The sequence below is a fragment of the Bradyrhizobium sp. Ce-3 genome (assembly GCF_022835695.1).
Taxonomy (GTDB): Bacteria; Pseudomonadota; Alphaproteobacteria; order Rhizobiales; family Xanthobacteraceae; genus Bradyrhizobium.
In genome coordinates this window covers 80,792-104,177 of record NZ_BQUV01000008.1, presented here as the reverse complement: position 1 = coordinate 104,177, position 23,386 = coordinate 80,792, and the positions used below count along the sequence as shown (strand labels likewise).

20 protein-coding genes and 1 riboswitch are annotated in these 23,386 nt (G+C 65.7%); of the genes, 7 read left to right on the top strand and 13 right to left on the bottom strand.

The genetic code is table 11. The features are described from left to right. Window positions 1-2: 2 nt before the first annotated feature. The 5 genes from BRSPCE3_RS25995 to BRSPCE3_RS25975 all read left to right on the top strand — a co-directional run bounded on the left by BRSPCE3_RS25995 (window position 3) and on the right by BRSPCE3_RS25975 (window position 6,526). On the top strand, window positions 3-1,001 hold the full coding sequence (locus BRSPCE3_RS25995) for an ABC transporter ATP-binding protein (RefSeq protein ID WP_244069142.1): 999 nt from the start codon (window positions 3-5) through the stop codon (window positions 999-1,001). Beyond that, on the top strand, window positions 998-2,026 hold the full coding sequence (locus BRSPCE3_RS25990; protein ID WP_244069141.1) for an ABC transporter ATP-binding protein: 1,029 nt from the start codon (window positions 998-1,000) through the stop codon (window positions 2,024-2,026). Before BRSPCE3_RS25995 ends, BRSPCE3_RS25990 begins: the two co-directional genes overlap by 4 nt. Before the next feature lie 56 nt (window positions 2,027-2,082). Further along, window positions 2,083-3,573 (top strand): ABC transporter substrate-binding protein, encoded by a 1,491-nt coding sequence (locus BRSPCE3_RS25985; protein ID WP_244069140.1) that lies wholly within the window; start codon window positions 2,083-2,085, stop codon window positions 3,571-3,573. Between the two features lie 435 nt (window positions 3,574-4,008). Next, on the top strand, window positions 4,009-5,718 hold the full coding sequence (locus tag BRSPCE3_RS25980) for a PQQ-binding-like beta-propeller repeat protein (protein ID WP_244069139.1): 1,710 nt from the start codon (window positions 4,009-4,011) through the stop codon (window positions 5,716-5,718). 208 nt (window positions 5,719-5,926) lie between these two features. Further along, the gene (locus BRSPCE3_RS25975) at window positions 5,927-6,526 is read left to right on the top strand and encodes a c-type cytochrome (RefSeq protein WP_244069138.1); all 600 of its coding nucleotides are present in this window, start codon (window positions 5,927-5,929) and stop codon (window positions 6,524-6,526) included. A gap of 25 nt (window positions 6,527-6,551) precedes the next feature. On the opposite strand, the gene glyA is transcribed toward BRSPCE3_RS25975, so the two are convergent. The 3 genes from glyA to bla all read right to left on the bottom strand — a co-directional run bounded on the left by glyA (window position 6,552) and on the right by bla (window position 9,961). Continuing rightward, window positions 6,552-7,829, bottom strand: coding sequence for a serine hydroxymethyltransferase (gene glyA / locus BRSPCE3_RS25970; RefSeq protein WP_244069137.1), 1,278 nt, complete (start codon window positions 7,827-7,829; stop codon window positions 6,552-6,554). 34 nt (window positions 7,830-7,863) lie between these two features. Continuing rightward, a riboswitch (ZMP/ZTP riboswitch) is annotated at window positions 7,864-7,949 on the bottom strand. An 80-nt stretch (window positions 7,950-8,029) separates the two neighbouring features. After that, entirely contained in the window at window positions 8,030-9,019 is a 990-nt protein-coding gene (locus BRSPCE3_RS25965) for an ankyrin repeat domain-containing protein (RefSeq protein WP_244069136.1), read from the bottom strand. A 24-nt stretch (window positions 9,020-9,043) separates the two neighbouring features. Beyond that, window positions 9,044-9,961 carry a class A beta-lactamase gene (gene bla / locus BRSPCE3_RS25960; RefSeq protein ID WP_244069135.1) on the bottom strand — a complete coding sequence of 306 codons (918 nt, stop codon included), beginning with the start codon at window positions 9,959-9,961 and terminating at the stop codon, window positions 9,044-9,046. 99 nt (window positions 9,962-10,060) lie between these two features. Here bla and BRSPCE3_RS25955 point away from each other — a divergent pair, with 99 nt between their 5' ends. Continuing rightward, window positions 10,061-11,035: a LysR family transcriptional regulator gene (locus BRSPCE3_RS25955; protein ID WP_244069134.1), complete on the top strand. Its 975-nt coding sequence runs from the start codon at window positions 10,061-10,063 to the stop codon at window positions 11,033-11,035. A 170-nt stretch (window positions 11,036-11,205) separates the two neighbouring features. Here the strand turns inward: BRSPCE3_RS25955 and BRSPCE3_RS25950 are convergent, their stop codons facing one another. The 7 genes from BRSPCE3_RS25950 to BRSPCE3_RS25920 form a co-directional block, all read right to left on the bottom strand. Continuing rightward, window positions 11,206-12,174: an ABC transporter ATP-binding protein gene (locus BRSPCE3_RS25950; protein WP_244069133.1), complete on the bottom strand. Its 969-nt coding sequence runs from the start codon at window positions 12,172-12,174 to the stop codon at window positions 11,206-11,208. Further along, window positions 12,171-13,151: an ABC transporter ATP-binding protein gene (locus tag BRSPCE3_RS25945; protein ID WP_244069485.1), complete on the bottom strand. Its 981-nt coding sequence runs from the start codon at window positions 13,149-13,151 to the stop codon at window positions 12,171-12,173. The genes BRSPCE3_RS25950 and BRSPCE3_RS25945 overlap by 4 nt, the downstream gene beginning before the upstream one ends. After that, on the bottom strand, window positions 13,148-14,065 hold the full coding sequence (locus tag BRSPCE3_RS25940; protein ID WP_244069132.1) for an ABC transporter permease: 918 nt from the start codon (window positions 14,063-14,065) through the stop codon (window positions 13,148-13,150). The genes BRSPCE3_RS25945 and BRSPCE3_RS25940 overlap by 4 nt, the downstream gene beginning before the upstream one ends. Further along, window positions 14,031-14,987: an ABC transporter permease gene (locus BRSPCE3_RS25935; RefSeq protein WP_244069131.1), complete on the bottom strand. Its 957-nt coding sequence runs from the start codon at window positions 14,985-14,987 to the stop codon at window positions 14,031-14,033. Before BRSPCE3_RS25935 ends, BRSPCE3_RS25940 begins: the two co-directional genes overlap by 35 nt. 264 nt (window positions 14,988-15,251) lie before the next feature. After that, window positions 15,252-17,042 (bottom strand): peptide ABC transporter substrate-binding protein, encoded by a 1,791-nt coding sequence (locus BRSPCE3_RS25930; protein WP_244069130.1) that lies wholly within the window; start codon window positions 17,040-17,042, stop codon window positions 15,252-15,254. Window positions 17,043-17,445: 403 nt separating this feature from the next. Beyond that, window positions 17,446-18,864, bottom strand: a complete 1,419-nt coding sequence (locus BRSPCE3_RS25925; RefSeq protein ID WP_244069129.1) for a M20 family metallopeptidase — start codon at window positions 18,862-18,864, stop codon at window positions 17,446-17,448. A gap of 128 nt (window positions 18,865-18,992) precedes the next feature. Next, a complete protein-coding gene (locus BRSPCE3_RS25920) occupies window positions 18,993-20,084 on the bottom strand; it encodes a mandelate racemase/muconate lactonizing enzyme family protein (protein ID WP_244069128.1) in 1,092 nt (363 codons plus the stop codon). Between the two features lie 149 nt (window positions 20,085-20,233). Here BRSPCE3_RS25920 and BRSPCE3_RS25915 point away from each other — a divergent pair, with 149 nt between their 5' ends. Then, window positions 20,234-21,595 carry a metallophosphoesterase gene (locus tag BRSPCE3_RS25915; RefSeq protein ID WP_244069127.1) on the top strand — a complete coding sequence of 454 codons (1,362 nt, stop codon included), beginning with the start codon at window positions 20,234-20,236 and terminating at the stop codon, window positions 21,593-21,595. Window positions 21,596-21,656: 61 nt separating this feature from the next. Here the strand turns inward: BRSPCE3_RS25915 and BRSPCE3_RS25910 are convergent, their stop codons facing one another. The 3 genes from BRSPCE3_RS25910 to BRSPCE3_RS25900 form a co-directional block, all read right to left on the bottom strand. Next, a complete protein-coding gene (locus BRSPCE3_RS25910; protein ID WP_244069126.1) occupies window positions 21,657-21,869 on the bottom strand; it encodes a hypothetical protein in 213 nt (70 codons plus the stop codon). A gap of 189 nt (window positions 21,870-22,058) precedes the next feature. Continuing rightward, a complete protein-coding gene (locus BRSPCE3_RS25905) occupies window positions 22,059-22,433 on the bottom strand; it encodes a response regulator transcription factor (protein ID WP_244069125.1) in 375 nt (124 codons plus the stop codon). After that, window positions 22,430-23,296, bottom strand: a complete 867-nt coding sequence (locus BRSPCE3_RS25900; RefSeq protein ID WP_244069124.1) for a S1C family serine protease — start codon at window positions 23,294-23,296, stop codon at window positions 22,430-22,432. Before BRSPCE3_RS25900 ends, BRSPCE3_RS25905 begins: the two co-directional genes overlap by 4 nt. Window positions 23,297-23,386 lie beyond the last annotated feature (90 nt).

Sequence of the window (23,386 nt, the reverse complement as noted above, 5' to 3'; positions counted from 1 at the left end):
GCATGAGTGACGCGTCGCTGATCGAGGTAAAGGACCTGGGCGTCCGGCTCAACACCAGCCGCGGTCCGGCCCAGGCCGTCCGCGGCGTCAGCTTTGCGCTTCGCCGCGGCGAGACGCTTGGGCTGGTCGGCGAATCCGGTTGCGGCAAGTCGGTCACGGCGCTGGCGCTGATGGGGCTGTTGCCGGACAGCGCCAGGATCAGTGGCAGCATCCGGCTCGACGGCGCAGAGCTCGTCGGCCTGCCTGATACGGCCTATTGCAAACTGCGCGGCAACCGCATCAGCATGATCTTCCAGGAGCCGATGACCGCGCTCAATCCGATGCGCACGATCGGGCATCAGGTCGCCGAGCCCTTGCTGCGCCACACCGGCATCTCGGCGGCGGAGGCGCGGCAGGAGGCTATCGCGTTGCTCGATCGCGTCGGGCTACCGGATGCGGCGAAGCGCGCCGATGCCTATCCGCACCAGTTCTCCGGCGGCCAGCGCCAGCGCATCACGATCGCGATGGCGCTGGCCTGCCAGCCCGATCTGCTGATCGCCGACGAGCCGACCACGGCGCTCGACGTCACGATCCAGGGCCAGATCCTCGATCTGATCGCCGACCTTGTCGCGGAGCGCGGCATGTCGATGATCCTGATCTCGCACGATCTCGGCGTGATCGCCGAGAATGTCGAGCGCATGATGGTGATGTATGGCGGCACCGTCGTCGAGAACGGCGCGACCGGTGCCGTGTTCACGCGGATGGGACATCCGTACACGCAGGGCCTGTTCCGTGCGCGGCCGCGGCTCGGCGCGCGGAAGGGGACGCGGCTCAAGACCATCGCCGGCACCGTGCCTGAATTGGCCGACCTGCCCGCCGGCTGCACCTTCGCGGACCGCTGCGCGATCGTCGAGAAGCGCTGCCGGACGGCGCTGCCGGCTGTCGTCGATGTTGGCGGGAGCCATGGCGTGCGCTGCATCAGGACTGATGTCTCGATGGCCGCTGGGGACGTCGGCGCATGACGGTGCTCGACCAGCCATCATCCGCAACGCCGTTGCTCGATGTGAGAGACCTTGCGCAGCGCTACACGCTGCCGCGCGAAAGCCTGTTCAAGCCGGCAGCGAAGGTGCACGCGCTCAATGGTGTCACGCTCCGGGTGATGCCGGGCAAGAGCCTCGGCGTGGTCGGCGAGTCCGGGTCGGGCAAGTCGACCTTTGCGCGTCTGGTGATGGCGCTGGAGCGGCCGTCGTCGGGGCAGGTCGTCATGATGGGCCGCGATCTCAACCAGATCCCGCCGGATGAGCTGCGCCGCGCGCGCCGCGATTTCCAGATGGTGTTCCAGGATCCCTATGGCTCGCTCGATCCGCGCCAGACCATCGCGCGGATCGTGGCCGAGCCGCTGACCGCGCTCGGGCGCATCGATCGCGCAGGCCTGCGCGAGCGCGTCGCCATCGTGTTGCGGCAGGTCGGACTGCGCGATGCTGACATGGACAAGTTCCCGCACGAATTCTCCGGCGGCCAGCGCCAGCGCATCGCGATCGCGCGCGCGCTGATCACCCAGCCGAAGCTGATCGTCGCCGACGAGCCGGTCTCGGCGCTCGATGTCTCGGTGCAGGCGCAGGTGCTCAACCTGATGCAGGACCTGCAGGACGAGTTCGGCCTGAGCTACATCCTGATCAGCCACGACCTCGCGGTGGTCGATCTGCTCTGCGACGAGATCGCGGTGATGTATCTCGGGCGGATTGTCGAGCAGGGGCGCCCCGCCGATCTGTTCGCGCGCAGCGCCCATCCCTATACGCGCGCGCTGCTGGATGCGGTTCCGCGGGCGCGGGCCGGTGGCATCAGGCGGCGCCGCGGCGCGCAGGCGATCGTCTCGCAGGCGTCCGCGGCAACCGGCTGCCCTTACGCGCCGCGCTGTCCTTTGGCGGACCGGCATTGTCGCGAGACCGCGCCTGCGCTACGCAGCGTGGGTGACGCCCATCTGGCGGCCTGCCATCACGCCGAAGCGGTGATGGCGCTGCCGCCCGTGGTCGCCGAGGCCGGTTAGTCCGCTGTGCGGGGCTGGCCTGGATTGAAGAACGAGCAGGTCCGGGGAGCAGAGCAATGTTGAGGAAATTGTGGGTCATCGCGACCGCTGCCGCACTCGCCGCAGCGCCGCTGCCGAGCCTCGCGCAGGGCAAGAAGGACAGCGTCGTGATGGGCATGACGCTGGAGCCGCCCGGGCTCGATCCGACCAACGCGGCCGCCGCGGCAATCGCCGAGGTCACGCTCTACAACATCTATGAGACGCTGACCAAGATCAACGAGGACGGCTCGGTGTCGCCGCTGCTCGCCGAGAGCTGGCAGGCGTCGGCGGATCTCAAGACCTACACCTTCAAGCTCCGCAAGGGTGTCAAATTCCACAATGGCGAGCCGTTCGATTCCTCAGCGGTGAAGTTCAGTTACGAGCGCGCCGCGGCACCGACCTCGACCAACAAGGACAAGAGTCTGTACCAGGCGTTCACGTCGGTGACGGCACCCGATGCGGAGACCGTCGTCGTCGCGTTGAAATATTCCGAGCCGAACCTGCCGTTCCTGCTCGGCCAGGCCTCGGGCTCGATCGTCGAGCCGAAGAGCGCGCCGACCGATGCGACCCAGCCGGTCGGCACCGGGCCCTACACGCTCGGCAGCTGGGCCAAGGGCTCCTCGATCACGCTGATGAAGTGGCCGGAGTATCGCAACGCCGCCGCGGTCAAGCTCGCCAAGGTGACGATCCGCTTTATCAGCGATCCCGCCGCGCAGGTCGCTTCCCTGCTATCGGGCGATGTCGACGCGTTTCCGCGGGTGGCGGCGGCGCGCAGCCTGGCGCAGTTCAAGGCCGATCCGCGCTTCAATGTCCTGATCGGCGGCTCGCGCACCAAAACCATCGTCGGCATCAACGAGCGCAAAAAGCCGCTCGACGACGTCCGCGTGCGCCGCGCCATTCTGGCCGCGATCGACCGCAGGGCGATGATCGACGGCGCGGTCGACGGCTTCGGCACGCCGATCGGCAGCTTCTACACGCCCGGTTCGCTCGGCTATGTCGATACCACCGGCATCAATCCCTACGATCCGGAGCTCGCCAGGAAGCTGCTGGCCGAGGCCGGGGTCAAGACGCCGCTCGAGCTCAGCCTCAAGCTGCCGCCGCCGTCCTATGCGCGGCAGGGCGGCGAGATCCTCGCGGCGCAGCTCGCCAAGGTCGGCATCGTCGCCAAGATCGAAAACGTGGAATGGGCGCAGTGGCTGTCGCAGGTTTTCACCGGCCCGCACAATTACGACCTCACCATCGTCGCGCATGTCGAGCCGTTCGACCTCGTGAAGCTGACCGAGCCGGACTACTATCTCGGCTACAAGTCCGAGGCGTTCAACGCGCTGTACCAGCAGATCATGGCGACGCCTGACGAGGCCGGCCGCGCAAGGCTGCTCGGCGACGCCCAGCGAATGCTGGCGACCGACGCGGTGGCCGGCTTCCTGTTCCAGCCGCAATTGATCACGATCGCCAGCAAGAAGCTGAAGGGCGTGTGGAAGGATGTGCCGCAGTTCGAGAATGATTTCTCGACCTGGGCTTGGGAGTAACTCGGGAGTCATCCGGGAGGAGGCGATCGCGCCGGCTGAGACGATGGCCTCAGCCGGCCGCCACCCGCGCGACGCCGTCGCTTGACGTTTAGTCTCATTTTGCGTGCTGCGCCTGCGAAGGCGAATGTGTCCGGCGATGTGCGAAGGCGCCGGAAGCCACCGATATTGCTCGGATTGATGCAAGCCCGCGGTCGCAGCGCTTCGGGCGCGCGAACGTATGCCCTTTCGGCTTCGCATTGAGCGCATCGGTTGTCTTTGTGAAAGCCGGCGCTAACATGGAACCCGTCCATCGATACCTGTCGTTGTCTTTTTTTGATCACCTATTGCAGCGCAACCAGGCCACAACGGCGCGCGCTGGCGACGGCGGCCAGGCCTCGAAGGGGAAGTAGCAAACATCATCCCTGATACTGCAACCAAGAAATAACGGGGGAGACCATGTACGTGAAAGGGCTCGCGGCATTCGCCGCAGCGGTCGGCGTTGGCCTGTTGTCGGGTGCCGCCATCGCACAGGAAGTCAAGCAGGAGAAGCAGTCGGTTCTGGGTAACGCCAATGTCCCGCCGGTGACCCAGGAGCAGCTCAACGCCGCCGACAAGAACGCCAAGGACTTCCTGCTCACCAATGGAAATTACGCCCAGACACGGTTTTATCCGGGCAAGCAGATCAGCCGCGACAATGTGAAGAACCTGCACGTCGCCTGGATTTTCCAGACCGACGTCAAGGAGTCGCTCGAGACATCGCCAATCGTGGTCGACGGCGTGATGTATGTCACGACCTCGTTCAGCCATGTCTATGCGCTCGACGCCAAGACCGGCCAGCAGCTCTGGCATTACGCTCACAAGATGGGCCCGATCACCGTCTATTGCTGCGGTCCCAACAATCGCGGCGTCCAGGTGCTCGGCGACCGGGTCTATCTGGCGACGCTGGATTCCAAGCTGTTGGCGCTGAACGCCAAGACCGGCGAGGTGGTCTGGACCACCAACATCGCCGATCCCGAGCTCGGCTACAGCGAGACGATGGCGCCGACCGTGGTCAAGGACAAGGTGCTGATCGGCACCAATGGCGGCGAATACGGCATCCGCGGTTTCGTCCGCGCCTATGACGCCAAGACCGGCAAGCAGCTCTGGAACTTCAACACCATTCCGGAGAACTCGGTCGGCGTGTGGGCGACCAAGGATGCCACCGGCCGCGACATGCACCGCAACATCCAGGCCGAGAAGGACATGCTCGCCAAGATCGGCGATCCCTATGCCAAGCTCGGCGGCGGCGTTTGGCAGAACCCGTCGGTCGATCTCGCCACCAACCGGATCTATTTCGTGGTCGGCAATCCGTCGCCCGACCTCGACGGCTCGAACCGGCCCGGCGACAACCTCTACACCAACTCGCTGGTCTCGCTCGATCTCGATACCGGCAAGTATGTCTGCCACTTCCAGTACATCGCCCATGACGTCTGGGACCTCGACGCGGTCAGCCCGACGGTGCTGGTCAACGTCAAGGACAAGGACGGCAAGACCATTCCCGGCGTCATTCATGCCGGCAAGACCGGGCACATCTATGTGCACGATCGCAAGGACTGCAGCCTGATCCGCTTCTCCGAGGCGATGGTGCCGCAGGAGAACATGTGGGTGCTGCCGACCAAGGAAGGCGCGCGCATGCTGCCCGGCGCCAATGGCGGCGTCGAATGGTCGCCGATCGCGACCGATCCGGGACAGGAACTGGCCTACGCCATCAACCTGCACCAGCCGATGACCTACCATGTCGAGAGCTCGGCCTATCCGAACGGCAAGCTGTGGCTGGGCGGCGCCTTCAAGGTGATCCCGAGCGAGAAGCAGTCGGGCAACATCACGGCGGTGAACTACAACACCGGCAAGATCAAGTGGCAGGTCAAGACGCCCGAGCCGATGATCGGCGGCATCCTAGCGACAGCCGGCGGTCTGGTGTTCACCGGCGAAGGCAACGGCAAGTTCGCGGCCTACAACTCGTCGAACGGCAAGGAGCTGTGGAGCTTCCGTGCCGGCGCGGGCGTCAACGCGCCGCCGTCGAGCTACATGATCGGCGGCAAGCAATATGTCGTAGTCGGCGCGGGCGGCAACACCCAGCTCGACTACAAGCGCGGCAACAACATCATCGCCTTCTCGCTCGATTGAGCCGGGGCGGGGCGCATCATCGCGCACGCAAGCATTGACGGCGAGGCGGGGCCGCTCCGGTCCCGCCTCGGTTTTGTTCGGACAAGAGGCCCAGCCGCGTCATTGCGAGCGAAGCGGAGCAATCCATTGTGCCGCGTGTGCGGAAGCATGGATTGCTTCGTCGCTTCAGCGCAAAATTGCCTTGCAATTTTGTCGCGAGCTCCTCGCAATGACGGGAATCATAACCCTTTCGGATCAGGTGATGTTCGGTAAATGGATGATGTGCGGCGTCGCGCTGCTGCTGATCGCGGGGCAGGCGCGTGCGGAGACGATCGAGGAGAAGGTGCAGGTCTGCGCCGGTTGCCACGGCGAGAACGGCAAGCCGGTCGACAAGACCATTCCGACGATCTGGGGCCAGCAGGCCGGCTATCTCTATATTCAGCTCCGCGATTTCAAGCGCGGCGATCGCAAGAGCGAGATCATGCAGCCGATCGCGACCCAGTTCGAGCGCGACGACATGCTGGCGATCGCGGAATATTTTTCGCAGAAGCCGTGGCCCGATCTCGGCCAGCCGCGTGCGCCGAAGGACGTCGCAGCGAGGGCGCTCACGGCCAGCGCTTCGGTCGGCTGTCCAGCCTGCCACCTCGATCGCTTCCAGGGCGACGGCACCGTGCCGCGGCTTGCCGGGATGGGGCGGGATTATCTCGCGAAAACCATCGCCGATTTCCGCAGCCGCGCGCGCGGCAACAATCCCGGCATGTCGGACCTCATGATAGCGACGTCGCCGGACGACCTCGCCGCGCTGGTGGACTATCTGGCGGGGTTGTAGCGGCGGGCAGGTTGACCACAGCCGGTTAGCTCGGTCGAGATCCGGACACCACGCCTGGAACAGGAAAGGCTCGGCACATCTCGATGCACTCCGACCGGAGGCGCGCGAGGACCGTATCGTCTCCGTTCGCCTGCAGAGCCCCCGCAATGAACGCGCCGATACGGCGCATTTCGGAAGCTCCCATGCCACGCGTGGTCGCTGCCGGTGTCCCAAGGCGAATACCGCTTGGCCTGAGCGGCGGACGGGGATCGTCTGGAATAACTTGCTTGTTTGTGGTGATGGCGATCGCATCGAGCACGTCCTCGGCTGCTCGCCCGTCCAGTCCGACGGACGCTGCCGTATCGACGACCATCATGTGATTGTCCGTCCCGTTCGTGACCAGCTTCATCCCGCATTCCATCAGCGCGTCGGCAAGAACCTTCGCGTTGCGCAGAACCTGTCGCGCGTAAACCTGGAAATCCGAGGTCGCCGCCATCTTGAGCGTTACGGCAGTCCCGGCCACGACGTTCATGTGAGGTCCGCCTTGCAATCCGGGAAAGACGGAAGCATCGATCCGACCGGCATTTTCCTTCCGGCACAGGATGATCCCGCCGCGGGGCCCGCGCAGTGTCTTGTGGGATGTCGTCGTCATGATGTCGAAGCCGGCATCAAGCGGATTGCGCATGACATTCGCGGCAACCAATCCGCCATAGTGGCTCACGTCAGCTATTGTGAGCGCGCCAACTTCGTCGGCGATAGCCTTGAACGCTGCATAGTCCAGGTCGCGCGGATAGGAGCTATAGCCGCACAGCACCATCTTCGGGCGCGCCTCACGCGCAATCGCGCGCAATTCATCGAAGTCTATCGCGCCGTTTGACGGTGCCGTCTTGTAGCGAATAAAGTTGAACAAACGCCCCATGTGGGACACCGGCGCGCCGTGGGTGAGGTGACCGCCGTGCGACAGATCCATGGCGAGAATAGTGTCGCCGGGCTGCAATAGGCCGAGATAGACGGCCTGATTCATTGGTGATCCGGAAAGCGGCTGAACGTTGGCGTGCTCGGCACGAAAAAGCGAGCAGGCCCGCTGGCGTGCGAGGTTCTCGACGTCGTCCGTATACTGCTGGCCGCCGTAGTATCTGCGTCCCGGATATCCCTCGGAGTATTTATTGGTGAAGACCGATCCGAGCAGTTCAAGCACCTCCGGATAGGTGTAATTCTCGGACGGAATCAGTTCGACGCCGTCCTGTTGACGGCGCTCTTCCCCCGCAAGGGCAGCGGCGATTTCTTGATCGTTGATGGACAGTTCGTTGCGAAACGACGGCATGATCGGGCTCCTCAACACGCTGTTTTTCCAGCAGATTGGTTGCCCAGGCGATCGGCGTCTATATCCTTCGCGCTTCCCCGTGGTCGATTCCACGTTAGCTCGCCAGTCGCGCGATAGGACGAATGAGCACACAGACTCTTCGCAAAGGAGAATTTAGCCGACCTGCGGACCTTCCGCAACTCATGAGTCCATCGCGTGCCTCAGCGCGGCGTCAGCTCCTCGCGCAGCGCCGACAGGATGGTGAGATCGGCGGCGTGCTTGCCGGCCTTGTCGGCCAGCGCCGCATCGGCGCCGTGGGCCAGCAGCGCTTTCGCAATCGCCGGATGGTTGCCCTCGGCGGCGATCATCAGCGCCGTGCGTCCGCGCGCGTCGCGGTCGTCGACCCTGGCGCCCGCGTCCAGGAGATATGCGACGACCTCGAGCGCCTGTGCCTCCGGCACGGTCTCATCCGGTCCGGCCGCCCACATCAGGAGCGTCAGATCGTTGGCGTAGCGCGCGTTGATGTCGATACCGAGCGCAAGCAGCTGTTTGAGGATGCCGAGTTGGCCGCCTGCTGCCGCATACACGACCGGCGGCTTGCCGGTGTCGTCAGCCTTGCGGCCGTCGGCGCCGTGCGCGAGCAGCATGCGCACCACCATGTCCCGGCCGGCATAGGCGGCGGCCGCGACCGCCGAAGCGCCGCTGCGTCCGGTGAGGTTGACGTCGGCGCCGCGGTCGATCAGGCGCTGCACGATCGCGGCATGGCCACGCTCGGCGGCAAGATACAGCGCACTCGATCCCGCGAGGTTGCGAGCATCGACCGGCGCACCGCGGGCCAGCAGCAGCTCGACCATGTCGAGATGGCCGGAGCGGGCGGCGTGGCTCAGCGGCCTTGCGCCGAGCCGGTCCCGCGCATCGACCGAGGCGCCGCCATCGAGCAGCTGGGTGGCGAGATTGATGCAATCGGCGTTGGCCGCCGCGAACAAGGTCAGCGAGATCTCGATTGCACTGAGCTGGGCCTTGTCGGTTTCGTATTTGCGGATCAGCTCGCGGCAGCGTGCCGGGTCGGCCGCAGCAAGGCTGCCGTGAACGTGGCCTGCAACAAGCAGCGCGGCGAGGGCGATGCGGCGATACAAGACGTGTCCTCCGGATGGCCTGCCGAGCGCAGTGCCGTTCGGATCGAGCGTCGCATGATCCTTGGTTGCTGCCAAGCCGCGCAGCGTTATCCCACCGCGCTAGCCGCTCTGCCCGGTGCTCGCATTGACAACGGCGCGCGCGACATTGGCGATCACCTCGTTGCACTTCTCCATCGGAGCACTTGCCCCGGTCAGGTAGACCGTCACCACGATCGGCTTGCGGCCGGGCGGCCAGAACACCCCGATATCGTTATAGGTGCCGCGATCGCCGGTGCCGGTCTTGTCGCCAACCCGCCAGTCGCGCGGCACGCCGGCGCGCAGCCTTGCATCGCCGGTCTTGTTGGCGACCATCCAGTCCACCAGCTTCTGGCGCGAGGCGGCTGACAGCGCATCGCCGATCGCCACGCGCTGCAGATCCTTCAGCATCGCGACCGGGCTCGTGGTGTCGCGCGGATCGCCCGGCACGCCTTCGTTCAACTCCACCTCCCAGCGATCGAGCCGGCTGACATTGTCGCCGATGCTGCGGAAGAAGCTGGTGAAGCCGGCAGGCCCGCCGATCTCGCGCAGCAGCAGGTTAGCGGCGGTATTGTCGCTGAGGGTGATGGCGGCCTCGCAGAGCTCGGACAGCGTCATGCTCGATCCGACGTGCTGCTTGGCTACGGGCGCGTAGGCCAAGATATCCTTGGCCTCAACCTGCACCCGCTGGTCGAGGCTGGATTCGCCGCGGTCGACCCGGTGCAGCACGGCGGCCGACGCCAGCGCCTTGAAGGTGCTGCACATCGGGAACCGCTCGTCACCGCGCTGGCTCGCGCGCAATCCTGTCTCCATGTCGAGCGCGGCGACGCCGAGCCGGCCGCTGGTGGCGAGCTCAATGCGTGCAAACTCCTCCTGCAGCCGCTTTGCCGGCCCGCTTTGTCCCGCCGCCGCGCTCTGTCCTGCCGCGGTGCCTGGCCGCGGCAAAGTGCAGGAAACCGCAAGGCCCAGCGCGCGCAATCCCAATGTCCGTCTCGTCAGCATCTCTCGTCTCCGTTGGCGGCGCGAACCTGCCGGGCGGCGTGACGGAGCACAAACAATCATTTATACAACGAGGCATGAGGAAAACTTGGTCATGACGCCGTGCGCCGGCACCTCCCGCTGAACGCGCTGCGTGCCTTCGAGGCCTCCGCGCGGCTGTTGAGCTTCACCCGCGCGGGAATGGAGCTGCGCGTGACGCAGACCGCCATCAGCCACCAGGTCAAGCAGCTCGAGGATACGCTCGGTGCCAGCCTGTTCCGCCGCCTGCCGCGCGGGCTGGTGCTCACCGACGAGGGGCTGGCGCTGCTGCCGGTGCTATCAGATGCGCTCGACCGGATCGGGGCTGCGATCGACCGCATCGAGGCCAAGGGCACGCGCGAGGTGGTCACCGTCGGCTGCGTCACGACGTTCGCGACCGGATGGCTGCTGCAACGGGTCGACCGCTTCAAGCGCGCGCATCCCTATATCGACCTGCGACTGCTCACCAATAACAACCGCGTCGACATCGCAGGCGACGGGCTCGATCTTGCACTGCGCTTCGGCGACGGCTCCTGGCACGGCACCGAGGCGATCCACCTGCTGTCCGCGCCGCTCTCGCCGGTGTGCTGCGCCGATGTGGCGGGGCGGCTACGCAAGCCGTCCGATCTCGCGCAAGAGTTCTTGCTGCGCTCCTACCGCGCCGAGGAATGGCCGCTGTGGTTCGCGGTGGCCGGCGCGCCGTGCCCGAAAATCCAGGGACCGATCTTCGACAGTTCGGTGGCGATGGCCGAGGCCGCGGCGCGCGGCGTCGGCGTCGGGCTGGTGCCGATCGCGATGTTCAACAACGAGCTGGCCTCTGGCCGGCTCAAGCGGCCGTTCGCAGCCGAGGTGCCGGCCGGGTCGTACTGGCTGACCTGGCTGAAGTCGCGCGAGGTGACGCCAGGCATGCGCGCGTTTCGTGATTGGCTGCTCGAGGTGCTGCGGGCGGAGGCGAGCGAGTTGGAGGCAGTGGCTGATGCCCCCGTCTCACGGCCGAAGGCAAACACCAAGGCCAAGCCGAGGAACAGGATGAAAGCCGCGAAGAAGCGGAAGCGCTAGTCTTCCGAGCAATGCCCTCTCCCCGTCATCTTGAGGAGCGCGCAGCGCGTCTCGAAGGATGCACGGCTCGGCCGGTGGCCGTCGACCCTTCGAGACGCCGCTTCGCGGCTCCTCAGGGTGACGGTCAGAGAGTGGTGGCGCGGCAGCAACTTGATCGTCGCTGGGCCTCGCTACGCCAGATGACACGCTACAGAATGCCCGTTGCTGCCTTCGCGCAACTGCGGCGCGGTTTGCCGGCAGCGCTCTTCGGCGATCGGGCAGCGGGTGTGGAAGTGGCAGCCTTTCGGCGGATTCATCGGGCTCGGCACGTCGCCCTTCAGGCGGATGCGGTCGCGCTTCGCCTTGGGGTCGGCGACCGGCACCGCCGAGAGCAGCGCTTTGGTGTAGGGATGTTGCGGGTTGCGATAGAGATCGCTGGCCTTGGCGAGCTCGACGATGCGGCCGAGATACATCACCGCGACGCGATCGGAGATGTGCTCGACCACAGAGAGATCGTGGGCCACGAACAGATAGGTCAGGTTCAACTCGGCCTGCAGGTCCTCCAGCAGGTTGATGACCTGGGCCTGGATCGAGACGTCGAGCGCCGAGACCGGCTCGTCGCATACGATCAGCTTCGGCTCTAGCGTCAGCGCGCGGGCGATCGCGATGCGCTGGCGCTGGCCGCCGGAGAATTCATGCGGGTAGCGCCGCATGTGCTCGGCCTTCAGCCCGACCTTGACCAGGAGATTGGCGACGCGGTCCTCGCGCTCGCTGGCCGAGCTCACGAGGTTATGGATGATGAAGGGCTCGCCGAGGATGGCGCCGACCGTCATGCGCGGATTGAGCGAGGCGAACGGGTCCTGGAACACCAGCTGCATGTTGCGCCGCATGGCGCGCAAATCGCCGCCGTCCAGGCCCGTGACGCTCTGGCCGTCGAACACGACCTCGCCCGAGGTCGGCTCGATCAGCCGCAGCACGCAACGGCCTGTGGTGGACTTGCCGCAGCCGGATTCGCCGACCAGCCCCAGCGTCTCGCCGCGGTCGACCGTGAACGACACGCCGTCGACCGCATAGACCTGCCCGACCTCGCGCGACAGCAGGCCGCCGAGCACCGGAAAGTGCTTCTTCAGATTGCTGATGCGCAGCAGCGGCTCGCTCATGACGCGTCCCCGAGGTGGCAAGCCATGCGATGGCCGGGCGCGATCTCGCGCAGAAGCGGCTCCTTTTCGGCGCAGATGCTCATGGCGTGCTTGCAGCGCGGCGCAAAGCGGCAGCCGGGCTTTGGATTGATCAGGATCGGCACCGAGCCGCCGATCGCCTCGAGCCGGGTCTTGTGCTCGGCGTCGAGATCGATGCGCGGGATGGAACGGATCAGGCCCTGGGTGTAGGGATGGCGGGGATTGCCGAACAGCTCGTCGACCGGCGCCTCTTCCACCACCTTGCCGGCATACATCACGACGACGCGCTGCGCGGTCTCCGCGACCACGCCCATCGCATGGGTGATCAGCATCACCGCCATGCCGAAGCGTTCCTTCATGTCCTGCAAGAGGTCGAGGATCTGCGCCTGGATGGTGACGTCGAGCGCGGTGGTCGGCTCGTCCGCGATGACGAGCTTGGGGCGGCAGGCCAGCGCCATCGCGATCATGACGCGCTGGCGCATGCCGCCGGAGAACTGGTGCGGATAGTGATGCACGCGGCCCGCGGCATTGGGGATCTGCACCAGCTTCAGCATCTCGATGGTGCGTTCCAGCGCCTGCTTCTTGGTGACAGCCTCGTGGCGGCGCAGGCTTTCGGCGATCTGCTCGCCGATGGTCAGCACCGGATTGAGCGAGGTCATCGGTTCCTGGAAGATGAAGCCGATCTCCTTGGCCCTGATGTCGTCGAGCTCGTGGCTCGACAGCGGCACCAGATCGCGGCCCTCGAACATGATTTCGCCCGCGACGATCTTGCCCGGCGGCATCGCGATCAGCTTCAAGATCGACATCGCGGTGACGGTCTTGCCGCAGCCGGATTCACCGACCACGCACAGCGTCTCGCCGCGGTTGATGCTGATGTCGACGCCGTCGACCGCCTGCAGGATGCCGTCGTCGGTGCTGAAATGGGTTTTCAGGCCCTTGATGTCGAGCAGCGCCATCAGATCACCTTGCGGGCGTCGAGCGCGTCGCGCAGCCCGTCGCCGATGAAGTTGATGGCAACGACCGCGATGAAGATCGCGCCGCCCGGAAACAGCGCCCAATGCGGGCCGATGTCGAGGAAGTCCTTGGCGTCATAGAGGATGCGGCCCCAGGTCGGCGTATCCGGCGGGAAGCCGAGGCCGAGGAACGAGAGTGTCGATTCCGCGATGATCGCGGCGGCAACGTCGATCGTGCCGGCGATGATCACCGGTCCCAGCGCGTTGGGCAGGATGTGGCGCACCACCTGGCGTACCGGGCTTGCGCCGAGCGCGCGCGCCGCCTCGACGAATTCCTTCTCGCGCAGCGAGAGGAACTGGGCACGCACCAGGCGGGCGACCGGCATCCAGCGCAGGCCACCGATCACAAGCACGATCAGGATGAAGATGCCGCCTTCGGGGCCGAACACGGCTTTCAGCCCGTCGCGGAATAGGTAGATCAGCATCAGCAGCAGCGGCAGTTGCGGCAGCGACAGGAACAGGTCGGTCAGCCACATCAGCGCATAGCCGAGCGGACCGCGCGACATGCCGGCGAGCGCGCCGATCAGCGTGCCGACGAACACCGACACCAGCATCGCGGCAAGGCCAACCGCAAGCGAGATGCGTCCGCCATAGATCATGCGGGCGAGCAGGTCCTGGCCGAGATCGTCGGTGCCGAACGGATGCGCCAGCGACGGTCCCTGCATGCCCGCCAGCACGTCGATATCGCTGATCGAGACGCGCCAGACGAACGGGCCGATCACCACGGCCGCGATCAACAACAGCAGCAGCACGGCACTGACCACGGCCGGCTTGTGCCGGCGGTAGCGCCGCCAGGTTTCACGCAGGGGCGAATAGCCGCGCCGCTCAGCGGAAGGAGATGCGAGGGTCAAGCCAGCCATAGAGGACATCTGCGATCAGGTTGAACAGCACCACGAGACACGCGAACACGAAGGTCACGGCCATCACGACCGGCGTATCGTTGGCGAGGATGGAGGAAATCAGGAGCGAGCCGATGCCAGGAATCCGGAAGATCTGCTCGGTGACGATGGCGCCGCCGAACACGGCGGGGATTTGCAGCGCGATCAGCGTGACGACCGGGATCATCGCATTGCGCATCACGTGCTTGACGATCACCTTGGCCTGGCCGAGCCCCTTGGCGCGGGCGGTGGTGACATAGTCGAGCCGGATCACGTCGAGCATCGCGGAGCGCACGAAGCGGGTCATCGACGCCGCCTGGAACAGGCCGAGCACCATCACCGGCATGATGGCCTGCCGGATCATTTCGAGCGCCCACTTGATCCCGCTGCCCGGCACCTCGGTGTAGACGAACGGCAGCCAGTCGAGCTTTACCGAGAAGATCAGGATGAACAGGATGCCGGTGAAGAAGGTCGGCAGCGAGAAGCCGATGAAGGCGAAAGTGTTGGCGAGCTGGTCGAAGATCGAATAGGGCCGGGTGGCGGCAAAGACGCCGACCGGGATAGCGATCAGCAGCGCCAGCAGCTGCGACGAACCGACCACGTAGAGCGTGGTTGGCAGCCGCTGCAGGATCAACGTGTCGACATCGACGCGGCTGACGAAGGAGAAGCCCCAGTCGCCCTGCGCCATCGCCGCGAGCCAGTGCAAGTAGCGGAGATAGATCGGGTCGTCGAGGCCGAACTTGGCACGCAGCGCGGCCTGCACTTCGGGCGGCACATTCGGATTGGTCGCGAGCTCGCTGAACGGATCGCCCGGCGCGAGCGCCAGCACGACGAACAGCACGAGCGAGATGCCGAGCAGGCTCGGGATCGCGATCATTAGACGGCGCAGGATATATTGACTCATGAAGAGATCATCTAGCTAACGCTCGCACCTTGAGCACGTTGATTTTGCTTCCAGTCGAAAGGCGAGCTTGACCTCGCCCCGCATCGGGGAGAGGTCGGAATTCAAGCACGGCTTGAATTCCGGGTGAGGGGGACTCTCCAAGAACTCATCTCTCACGGCGCTTCCGGTCAAGCCCCTCACTGCGATCCTCAAAGAGTGAGCTTCGCTCATCTCGACCCCGTAAGAACAGGGAGAGGGAGGAGCAATTCCCGAGCCGGTCACGTCTCAAGTTTCACGATACCAGTCTTGCAGGTTGTCGGTTTGGTTGGCCCAGCCGGACAGCGCGGGCCGCACCGTGTTGGAGCAGGCTTCCACCGCGAGGCGATGCATCACGGGGATCACCACCGTGTCCTGCCACATCAGATCGTTGCACTTGATGTAGAGGTCGGCGCGCTTGATCGGATCGGTCTCGGTGTCGGCGGCGTCGATCGCGGCGTCGAAGTCCTTGTTGACCCAACGCGGGAAGTTCTGCCCCTGCCACTTGTTCTCCTTGGTGGCGACATTGCGCGAAAGGTAGCGGCGCATGTGCAGGGCCGGATCGGGCTGCGTCATCGGGATCTGGAACATCTCGATGTCGGCGTAGAACTTGGAATAGGTGTCGGGGTTGGCGACGTCGGAGGAGAAGAACACCGAGGCCACCACCGATTTCAGCTCGACGTCGATGCCGGCCTTCTGGCAGGCCTGCTTGACGATCGCCTGGGTCTTCTGGCGCGGCCCGTTGATCGAGGTCTGGTACAAGAGCTTCAGCTTCTTGCCGTCCTTCTCGCGGATGCCGTCGGAGCCCGGCTTCCAGCCGGCCTGCTCAAGCAGCGCGCTCGCCTTCTCGACCGAGAACTCCCATTTGGTGTTCTTGGAGACGAACTCCTCGGGGCCGTTGAGATAGTTGGCGGTGGTGCGGCCGGCGCGGCCGTAGATCGCCTTCTTGACGGACTCGCGGTCGACCAGCAGCGCCAGCGCCTTACGCACCGCCGGATCCGACAGGATCGGATGCTTGGTCTTCATCGACGAACGCTCGCCGTCGACCTCGGTGTTCGGATCGGTGAAGTTGATGGCGATGAATTCGATGTCGCCGCCGACGGCGTACAGCGTCTTGCCCTTGCCGCCCTTTTCCAGCCGCAGCAGCACCTCGTCTTCGACCTGGATGTTCCAGGCGAAATCATACTCGCCGGTCTGGATCACGGCGCGCGCCGCCGACACGGCATCGCCGCCGCCCTTCATCTCGATCGTGTCGAAATAGGGCCGGTTCGGCATGTGGTAGTCTTGATTGATCTCGCCGCGGATCAGGTCGCCCGGCTTGAACTCGACGAATTTGTAGGGGCTGGTGCCGACCGGCTTGAGGTTGTTGGGCGCCTCGCGCGACTTGCTGCCCTTGTACTCGGCGAACAGATGTTTCGGGATGATGCAGCCATAGGCGCCGACGAACGCGTTGGCCCAGAACGGCGTCGGATCCTTGAACTTGATGCGCACCGTGAGGTCGTCGACCTTCTCCACGGTCATCCCGGAATAGGTGCCGCTGGAGACGGCGGCGGTCGCGGGGTCACTGGCATATTCCCAGTTGAACACGACATCGTCGGCGCTGAACGGCTTGCCGTCATGCCATTTGACGCCGGGCTTGAGCTTCCAGACCACAGTCTTGGCGTCGGCGGAGAGGCCGCCGTTCTGGATCGAGGGGATTTCTGCGGCGAGGATCGGATTGAGATGGCCGTCGACGTCCCAGCTCGCCAGCGGCTCGTAGAACAGCCGCGAGCCGTCCTGGTCCTTGGTGCCGGTGGCGAAATGCGGGTTGAGCAGGGTCGGGCCCTGCCACCACAGCAGCTTCAGCGGGCCGCCGCCGCCGCGCTTGGTCGGCTTGTAGGGATTCGGGCTCTGCGCCATCGCGACGCCGCCGATCGCCAGAATCTGGTTGGCCATCGGCGCGGTGAGGCCGACGGCAATCATTCGCTTGACGAAGGCGCGACGATCCATCCGCCCGCCCTTCACGTCGTCGATCATGCCGCGCAGATTTTTGTCGAACATTGTCCCCTCGGTCCGGCTCAATTGGTATTGCGGCGGGCCGTGGAACCGGCCGCCGTGTTGGCGGCAGGATGGCACACCGAATGACCGCGAAGGTCAACGCCTCCAGCGCCACAGTGCCTAGGTCTTTTGGCTATCGCTTGTGCAGAACCGCTCCGGGCCGCACACCGGTTCAGCAGATCGGCGCCAAAGCGCACCACCGCGCGCCTCGCACTGCGGAAAATTTGTTCGTTATCCTTTGTTCTGAGATGCTTTTTTGCCACGCATTCGCGTTTTCGAGCCGAGCGGATGCCGGTTCGCGTGAAGAAGACGCGCCAAACAAAAACAGGGCCCCGTTCCGATCGGAACGGGGCTCTGGCTAGGTCGTGCTCCGCTGGGCGGGTTCGGCTGACGGGGAGGTGTCGTCTCAGGCCACCGACATGTCCAACGGCGGTGCAACATCGGCCGGCAGCGGACTGACATAAGGCGTTCTTGTGGTCCGTTTCTTGAGGTCGGCCTTGGCGGCCGCGATCAGCTCCGGCTCCATCAACGCCTTGACGCCGAGGCCCGCCATCGCCTTGGCGGCCTGCACCATCGCCTTGTGCGCGGCCGGCGTCTTGCCCTGCGCCACAACCTGCCAGGTGTGGAACGGCGTGCCGATTGCAACCGTCGGGGCATGGACCTGCACGGTCGGCACCACCCAGCTGACGTCGCCGACATCGGTCGAGCCGATCAGCAGATTGCGCTTGGCGTCGATCGGCACCAGGAAATCGGCGAGCGGCCGGTCGGTGGGATCCATGCCGATCGCGTAGTAGACCGAGGCGATGTCCTTGTCGGTCAGGGTCGCGCGGATCTTGCCGGCGAAATCCTTGTCGGCATCGTCGAAATGCGGCGGCCCGAGATCTTCCATGATCCGGTGCAGCGTCTGCTCCAATGGCGTGTTGGGCAGGATGTTGGAGACCGCGGAGATGATCTTCATCTCCACCTTGGTCTCGGTCATCAGCGCCGCGCCCTGCGCGATCTTGTGCACGCGCTCGACCAGCTCGTTCATGCCGGGCAGGTCGCGGGCGCGGATCGAGTAGCGGACGCGGGCGTGGGCCTGCACCACGTTGGGCGCGATGCCGCCGGTGTCGAGCAGCGCGTAATGCACCCGGGCATCGCTCGGCATGTGCTCGCGCATGTAGTTGACGCCGACATTCATCAATTCCACCGCGTCGAGCGCGCTGCGGCCGAGATGCGGCGAGGCCGCGGCATGCGAAGTCCGTCCGGTGAAGATGAAATCGGCACGGGTGTTGGCGAGCGACGGCGTCACCGCCACCTCCCAGAAGCTGTGCGGATGCCAGGTGATGGCAATGTCGGCGTCCTCGAACGCGCCACAGCGCACCATGAAGGCCTTTGCCGCGCCGCCTTCCTCGGCGGGACAGCCGTAATAGCGTACCCGGCCCGGCACCTTGTTGGCGGCGAGCCAGTCCTTCACGGCGGTGGCAGCGAGCAGCGCGGACGAGCCGAGCAGATTGTGGCCGCAGCCATGGCCGTGGCCGCCGCTCTCGACCGGGCGATGTTCGGCGATGCCGGCTTCCTGGCTGAGGCCGGGCAGGGCGTCGTATTCGCCGAGGAAAGCGATCACCGGGCCGCCTTCGCCCCATTCGCCCATTACTGCGGTCGGAATGTCGGCGAGGTTCTCGGTGATGCGGAAACCCTGGTGGCGCAACTCGGCCAGATGTTCGGCGGATGAGCGCGCCTCGGTGTAACAGACCTCGGGCATCGCCCAGACCCGGTCGCTCAATTCGATGAAACGCGGCTTGATCGCGTCGACGCCGCGCCAAACATCACTACGGTTGTCCATTTGCTCCGATCCTCAAAAAGGCAATCTGAAGCACGAAACGCTAGCAGCTTGGGGCGGCCTCGCCTAGCGCGCGTCGGCAGACCAGCTTTTCCGAAAGTCACGTCTCGGTGTGCAGAAACATTTCCGTATCAGGCGGCGCTGAGCCGCTCCAGGCCCTTCCAGTCGAAGCTGATACCGTGCCCCGGCCGATCGGGCGCAATCGCCATGCCCTGTTCCAGCACCAGTGGGTTTGCGATGTAGCGGTCGAGGCCGAAGCCGTGGGCTTCGAGGTACGACCGGTTCGGACACGCCGCCAGCAGATGCACGGTGATGTCATGCGCGCCGTGGCTGGTCACCGGGATGTTGAAGGCCTCGGCGAGGCGCGCGATCTTCATGAAGCTGGTGACGCCGCCGCAATTGGTGACGTCGGGTTCGGCATAGGATAGTGCCCCGCCGGCGATATAAGGCTTGAACTCCCACAGGCTGCGCAGGTTCTCGCCGGCCGCGATCGGCACGCCGCCGGCCTCTAGAATACGGGCGTGGCCCGCGACATCGTCCGGAATCGTCGGCTCCTCGAGCCAGGTCAGGTCGAACGGTTGCAGGGCGCGCGCGGCGCGGATCGCTTCCTCGACGGTCCATTTCATGTTGGCGTCGGCCATCAGCGGAAACTCGTCGCCGAGATGGCCGCGCATCGCCTTCACCCGCGCGACGTCGGAGGCGAGGCTCGGCCGCCCGACCTTCATCTTGATGGCGCGAAAGCCCTTGGCGAGGTTGTCATCGGTCTGCTTGAGCAAGCTATCCAGCGGCAGATCGAGATCGATGCCGCCGGCATAGCAGGGCACGCGGCGGTCGAAGCCGCCCAGCAGCCGCCACAGTGGCAGCGATACGCGGCGCGCCTTCAGATCCCACAGCGCGATGTCGAGTGCGGACAGCGCGAGCACCGCCGGTCCGCCGCGGCCGCCATAATGCAACGCCCACCACACCCTGTGCCAAAGCTGCTCGGTGTCGTCGGCCTCCATCTCGCGCGCGATCTCGGAAATTTCGCGGCTGAGGATGTCGGCGATGGCGCCGCCGTTGCGGCCGACCGTGTAGGTGTAGCCGGTGCCTTCCGCGCCGTCGGCATCGCGGACCCGGATCGTGACGAGCTCGAATGCCTTGATCTCGCCATGCGTGCTGTCGCTCAGCACGACCGGGAGCGGGATCTTGTGGAATCCGATGCTGAAGTCCTTGAGGGTGGCCATGCCGGAACTCCTTGTCACAGGACACATGCAATGCGCGCCGCACGATCTCAAAAGCGCCTGCCGGCCGCAACCTCGCGCGTGCGAATGTCTGCCTTGAGCGATCGGCTTGCCTTCCTCTATGATGCGGTTCGCGAGGACGTGGTCCGACCATGCATGATGCAATTCCGTCTCTGTTGCCGAGAAATTCGGGCCACCAGTTCGTGATCTATGCCGACGCCTGCTCGGGGGTCGCAGGCGCGCTGCACGAGCGCACCTTCGCGTCGGTGAATCAGGTGGTGCGCCGGCTGCATCCGGCGCCCGAATTCATTCTGTTCCCCGGCGACGAGATCATTGGCCTCACCGCCGATGCCGACGCGTTGCGCGCGCAGTGGCGGCATTGGCTCGAGGTGGAGATGGCCTGGCTCGACCGCGGCGCGGTGCCGTTGTGGCACACGACCGGCAACCACACCACCTATGACGCGATGAGCGAGGCGGTGTTTCGCGAGGTGCTGAAGCTGCCGCGCAACGGTGCGCCCGGTCAGGAGGGCCTGTCCTACTGGGTCCGCCGCGACGATCTGTTGATGGTGTTCGTGCACACGCTGTGGAGCGGGCTCGGCGGCGAGGGGCATGTCGAGACCGACTGGTTGCAAGCGGTGCTGGCCCAGCACAAGGATGCCCGGCACAAGCTCGTGCTCGGCCATCACCCGGTTTACCCGATCAACGGCTACAGCGGCAGCTATCAGCGCGAGATCGGTCACGAATATAGCGCGCGGTTCTGGGATATCCTGGTCCGCGCCGATGTCACCGCCTACCTGTGCAGCCATATCCTCGCCTTCGACGTTCAGGTCCATCGCGGCGTGCTGCAGATCTGCACGGCGGGCGCGGGCACCGCGCACCGGATGCCCGAAGGCGTCGAGTATCTGCATTGCGTGCAGGCGGCGCTCGATCAGCGCGGCCTTCGCTATCAGGTGCTCGATACCGAAGGCGCGGTGCGCGAGCGGCTCGCATGGCCGCTGCCACCGCTCGATCAGGCCGCGTGGGCGAAGCTGCCGCGCGGGATCAGCTCTGCGCCGCTGTCGGGGACACTTGCGCCCGCGACCGTCATCGCGCTGAAACTCTCGGGCCGCACTGCGGCGGGTGTGGCCGCACCGCAAACCCTGCTCTGCACGCCGGCGCCGGGCATGATCGCACCGCTCTGGCTCGGCCTGCGCGGGCCGAACCAGACGCTCACCTTGATCCTCGGGCGTGAGCGCGGGCGCAGTCCGCATTACTGGATCGGTCCCGATCTCGGTGCCGGCAGCGATTTCGACCTCGACATCGCGCTCTATCCGGACATGGGACCCGGCGGCCTGCTGTGGCGGTATCGTGGAGACGTCAGCTGGACGTCATGCACGGCGATATCGGCGACCGGGCTCGAGCGGTTCGCGTGGCCGGTCACCTGGAGCGTCGGGTGCGGCGAGGGCGGGCCCGATGACAGGCAATATGCAGGACCACGGCTCGAGGTTTCGGCGTGCGTCATCCGATTGTCTTGAGCGTGGGCGGCCGCGACGGCTCCGTCGGCGAAATGTCCGCGCGCTGACCGATGGACGCGCCCTAGTCAGGGTCTTGCGATTTCGTGCGTTCCGCGCTCTTCAATTCGCGATCGATCAGCGTACAGACACGGCGCTGCGCCAGCAGGCCGAGGCGCGCGCGCGTGGTGCCCTGTTTCGTCTTTCCGTTGATTTCGAATGACCAGCTCCAGAGGTCGGGTTCGATGTTGGTGAGCGTGTATTGAATGTCCCGATGACGATCGATCAGCTTCTTCATGCCGTTTCTTCTTGTTGGCTGAAGCTTGCATAGCCAGATCGATCACGCGTCTGTATCCGGTCGACTACTTACGCATTTGGTCTAAGCGTGGTTCGCACGGCGGAATTTGCGCAATCACTGAGTTGAGATCGTTGTTCAGTGCCTGCGGGCGATGACACCGAGATGAGGTCCGCGATAACAGCAGCCCCCTCACAAATTGATCACCCCGCGCCGCGCCGCATGCGCGACGGCGTCGGTGCGGCCGGTGGCGTCGAGCTTGTCGAGCAGGGAGCCGACGTGAAACTTGGCGGTGTGGACTGAAATCCCGAGCCGCTGTGCGATCATCTTGTTCGATGCGCCCTCGGCCAGCAGCGCCAGCACGTCGAGTTCGCGCGGCGTCAGTTCGAAGTCGCCGGCAGCCGTGGCCTCGCGGTTGCGTGCCACGAGCGCCGCCGTCGCCCGTTCGCCCGGCGCGGCAAGCCGCAAGCCGGCGACGCTGCCCAGCAGGGTCGCCAGCCGGTCGGCGAGCACGGGATCGTCGATCTCGAGCGCAATGACGATGTCAGGGGCAGGCTCGCTGCTCACGTCTCGGGCCTTTCGCCGACCGTCACCTTGAAGCTCAGCGGCTCGCCGCCGCGATGGACCGTCAGCTCGACGACGCTGCCGACGCTCTGCGGCCCGAGGCCGCGCGACAGCGCCCGCACGCCCGACAGCTTCTCGCCGTTGACGGCGATGATTACGTCGCCCTGGCGGATGCCGGCGGCGGCCGAGGGGCCAGCCTTGTCGATATTCATCACCATCGCGCCGAGACCGTCGTCGAGCCGAACCGGCTGCAGCCCGACGCCGAGATAACCGCGCGCGATGCGGCCGCTCTTTTCGAGCTGGGCTGCGATCCGCTCGATCGTGGCGGCCGGAATCGTCAGCACGCGGCGCGGGCCGAGCACGGCCATGCCGAACGGCACGCCGGTGGCCGTCAGCGCCAGCCCGCCCTGCTGGCTGTGCCGCAACCGGACGTCAAGCTCGATCCGCGCGTCGATCTCGCCGCCGCGCAGGCTGCGCCAGGCCGGCCCCGACAGCGCGACCATGCCGAGCCGTGCGCTCGCCGCGCCGCGGTCGGCCGCGACGATCACCGCGAGCGATCCGAGCGGCGGGATGTCGGCCGACAGCTTGACCGGCGCGATATCGCTATCGGCGCGCAGCAGGGCGATGTCGGTGGTGTGGTCGCGTCCGGCGACGGTCGCCGGCTTGCGGCTGCCGTCGGCGAACTGGATCTCGATCTCGCCCTCGTCGGCGAGCGCCTCGTCGGCGGTGACAATCAGGCCCGCCTTCCAGACAAAGCCGGAGGCACGGGCGCGATGCGAATGCACGGAGACGACCGAGGGCGCGGCGCGCGCGATGGTCTCCGCAAGGGCTGACGACAGCGAGGAGATGATGTTCGGTTCGGTCATGGGAAACTCCGTTGGCTTCCCTCAATCTGGGATGATGCGGCCGACGGCGATACTGGCCGGATGGGCAGGGCGCGGCCGGGCCGGTCGGAA

Excerpts from the sequence above, each read along its gene's own strand:
- BRSPCE3_RS25995 (WP_244069142.1), top strand. The coding sequence starts at position 3 with ATGAGTGACGCGTCGCTGATCGAGGTAAAGGACCTGGGCGTCCGGCTC.
- BRSPCE3_RS25990 (WP_244069141.1), top strand. The coding sequence starts at position 998 with ATGACGGTGCTCGACCAGCCATCATCCGCAACGCCGTTGCTCGATGTG.
- BRSPCE3_RS25985 (WP_244069140.1), top strand. The coding sequence starts at position 2,083 with ATGTTGAGGAAATTGTGGGTCATCGCGACCGCTGCCGCACTCGCCGCA.
- BRSPCE3_RS25980 (WP_244069139.1), top strand. The coding sequence starts at position 4,009 with ATGTACGTGAAAGGGCTCGCGGCATTCGCCGCAGCGGTCGGCGTTGGC.
- BRSPCE3_RS25975 (WP_244069138.1), top strand. The coding sequence starts at position 5,927 with ATGACGGGAATCATAACCCTTTCGGATCAGGTGATGTTCGGTAAATGG.
- glyA (WP_244069137.1), bottom strand. The coding sequence starts at position 7,829 with ATGCCGTCGTTTCGCAACGAACTGTCCATCAACGATCAAGAAATCGCC.
- bla (WP_244069135.1), bottom strand. The coding sequence starts at position 9,961 with ATGCTGACGAGACGGACATTGGGATTGCGCGCGCTGGGCCTTGCGGTT.
- BRSPCE3_RS25950 (WP_244069133.1), bottom strand. The coding sequence starts at position 12,174 with ATGAGCGAGCCGCTGCTGCGCATCAGCAATCTGAAGAAGCACTTTCCG.
- BRSPCE3_RS25940 (WP_244069132.1), bottom strand. The coding sequence starts at position 14,065 with ATGGCTGGCTTGACCCTCGCATCTCCTTCCGCTGAGCGGCGCGGCTAT.
- BRSPCE3_RS25935 (WP_244069131.1), bottom strand. The coding sequence starts at position 14,987 with ATGAGTCAATATATCCTGCGCCGTCTAATGATCGCGATCCCGAGCCTG.
- BRSPCE3_RS25930 (WP_244069130.1), bottom strand. The coding sequence starts at position 17,042 with ATGTTCGACAAAAATCTGCGCGGCATGATCGACGACGTGAAGGGCGGG.
- BRSPCE3_RS25925 (WP_244069129.1), bottom strand. The coding sequence starts at position 18,864 with ATGGACAACCGTAGTGATGTTTGGCGCGGCGTCGACGCGATCAAGCCG.
- BRSPCE3_RS25920 (WP_244069128.1), bottom strand. The coding sequence starts at position 20,084 with ATGGCCACCCTCAAGGACTTCAGCATCGGATTCCACAAGATCCCGCTC.
- BRSPCE3_RS25915 (WP_244069127.1), top strand. The coding sequence starts at position 20,234 with ATGCATGATGCAATTCCGTCTCTGTTGCCGAGAAATTCGGGCCACCAG.
- BRSPCE3_RS25910 (WP_244069126.1), bottom strand. The coding sequence starts at position 21,869 with ATGAAGAAGCTGATCGATCGTCATCGGGACATTCAATACACGCTCACC.
- BRSPCE3_RS25900 (WP_244069124.1), bottom strand. The coding sequence starts at position 23,296 with ATGACCGAACCGAACATCATCTCCTCGCTGTCGTCAGCCCTTGCGGAG.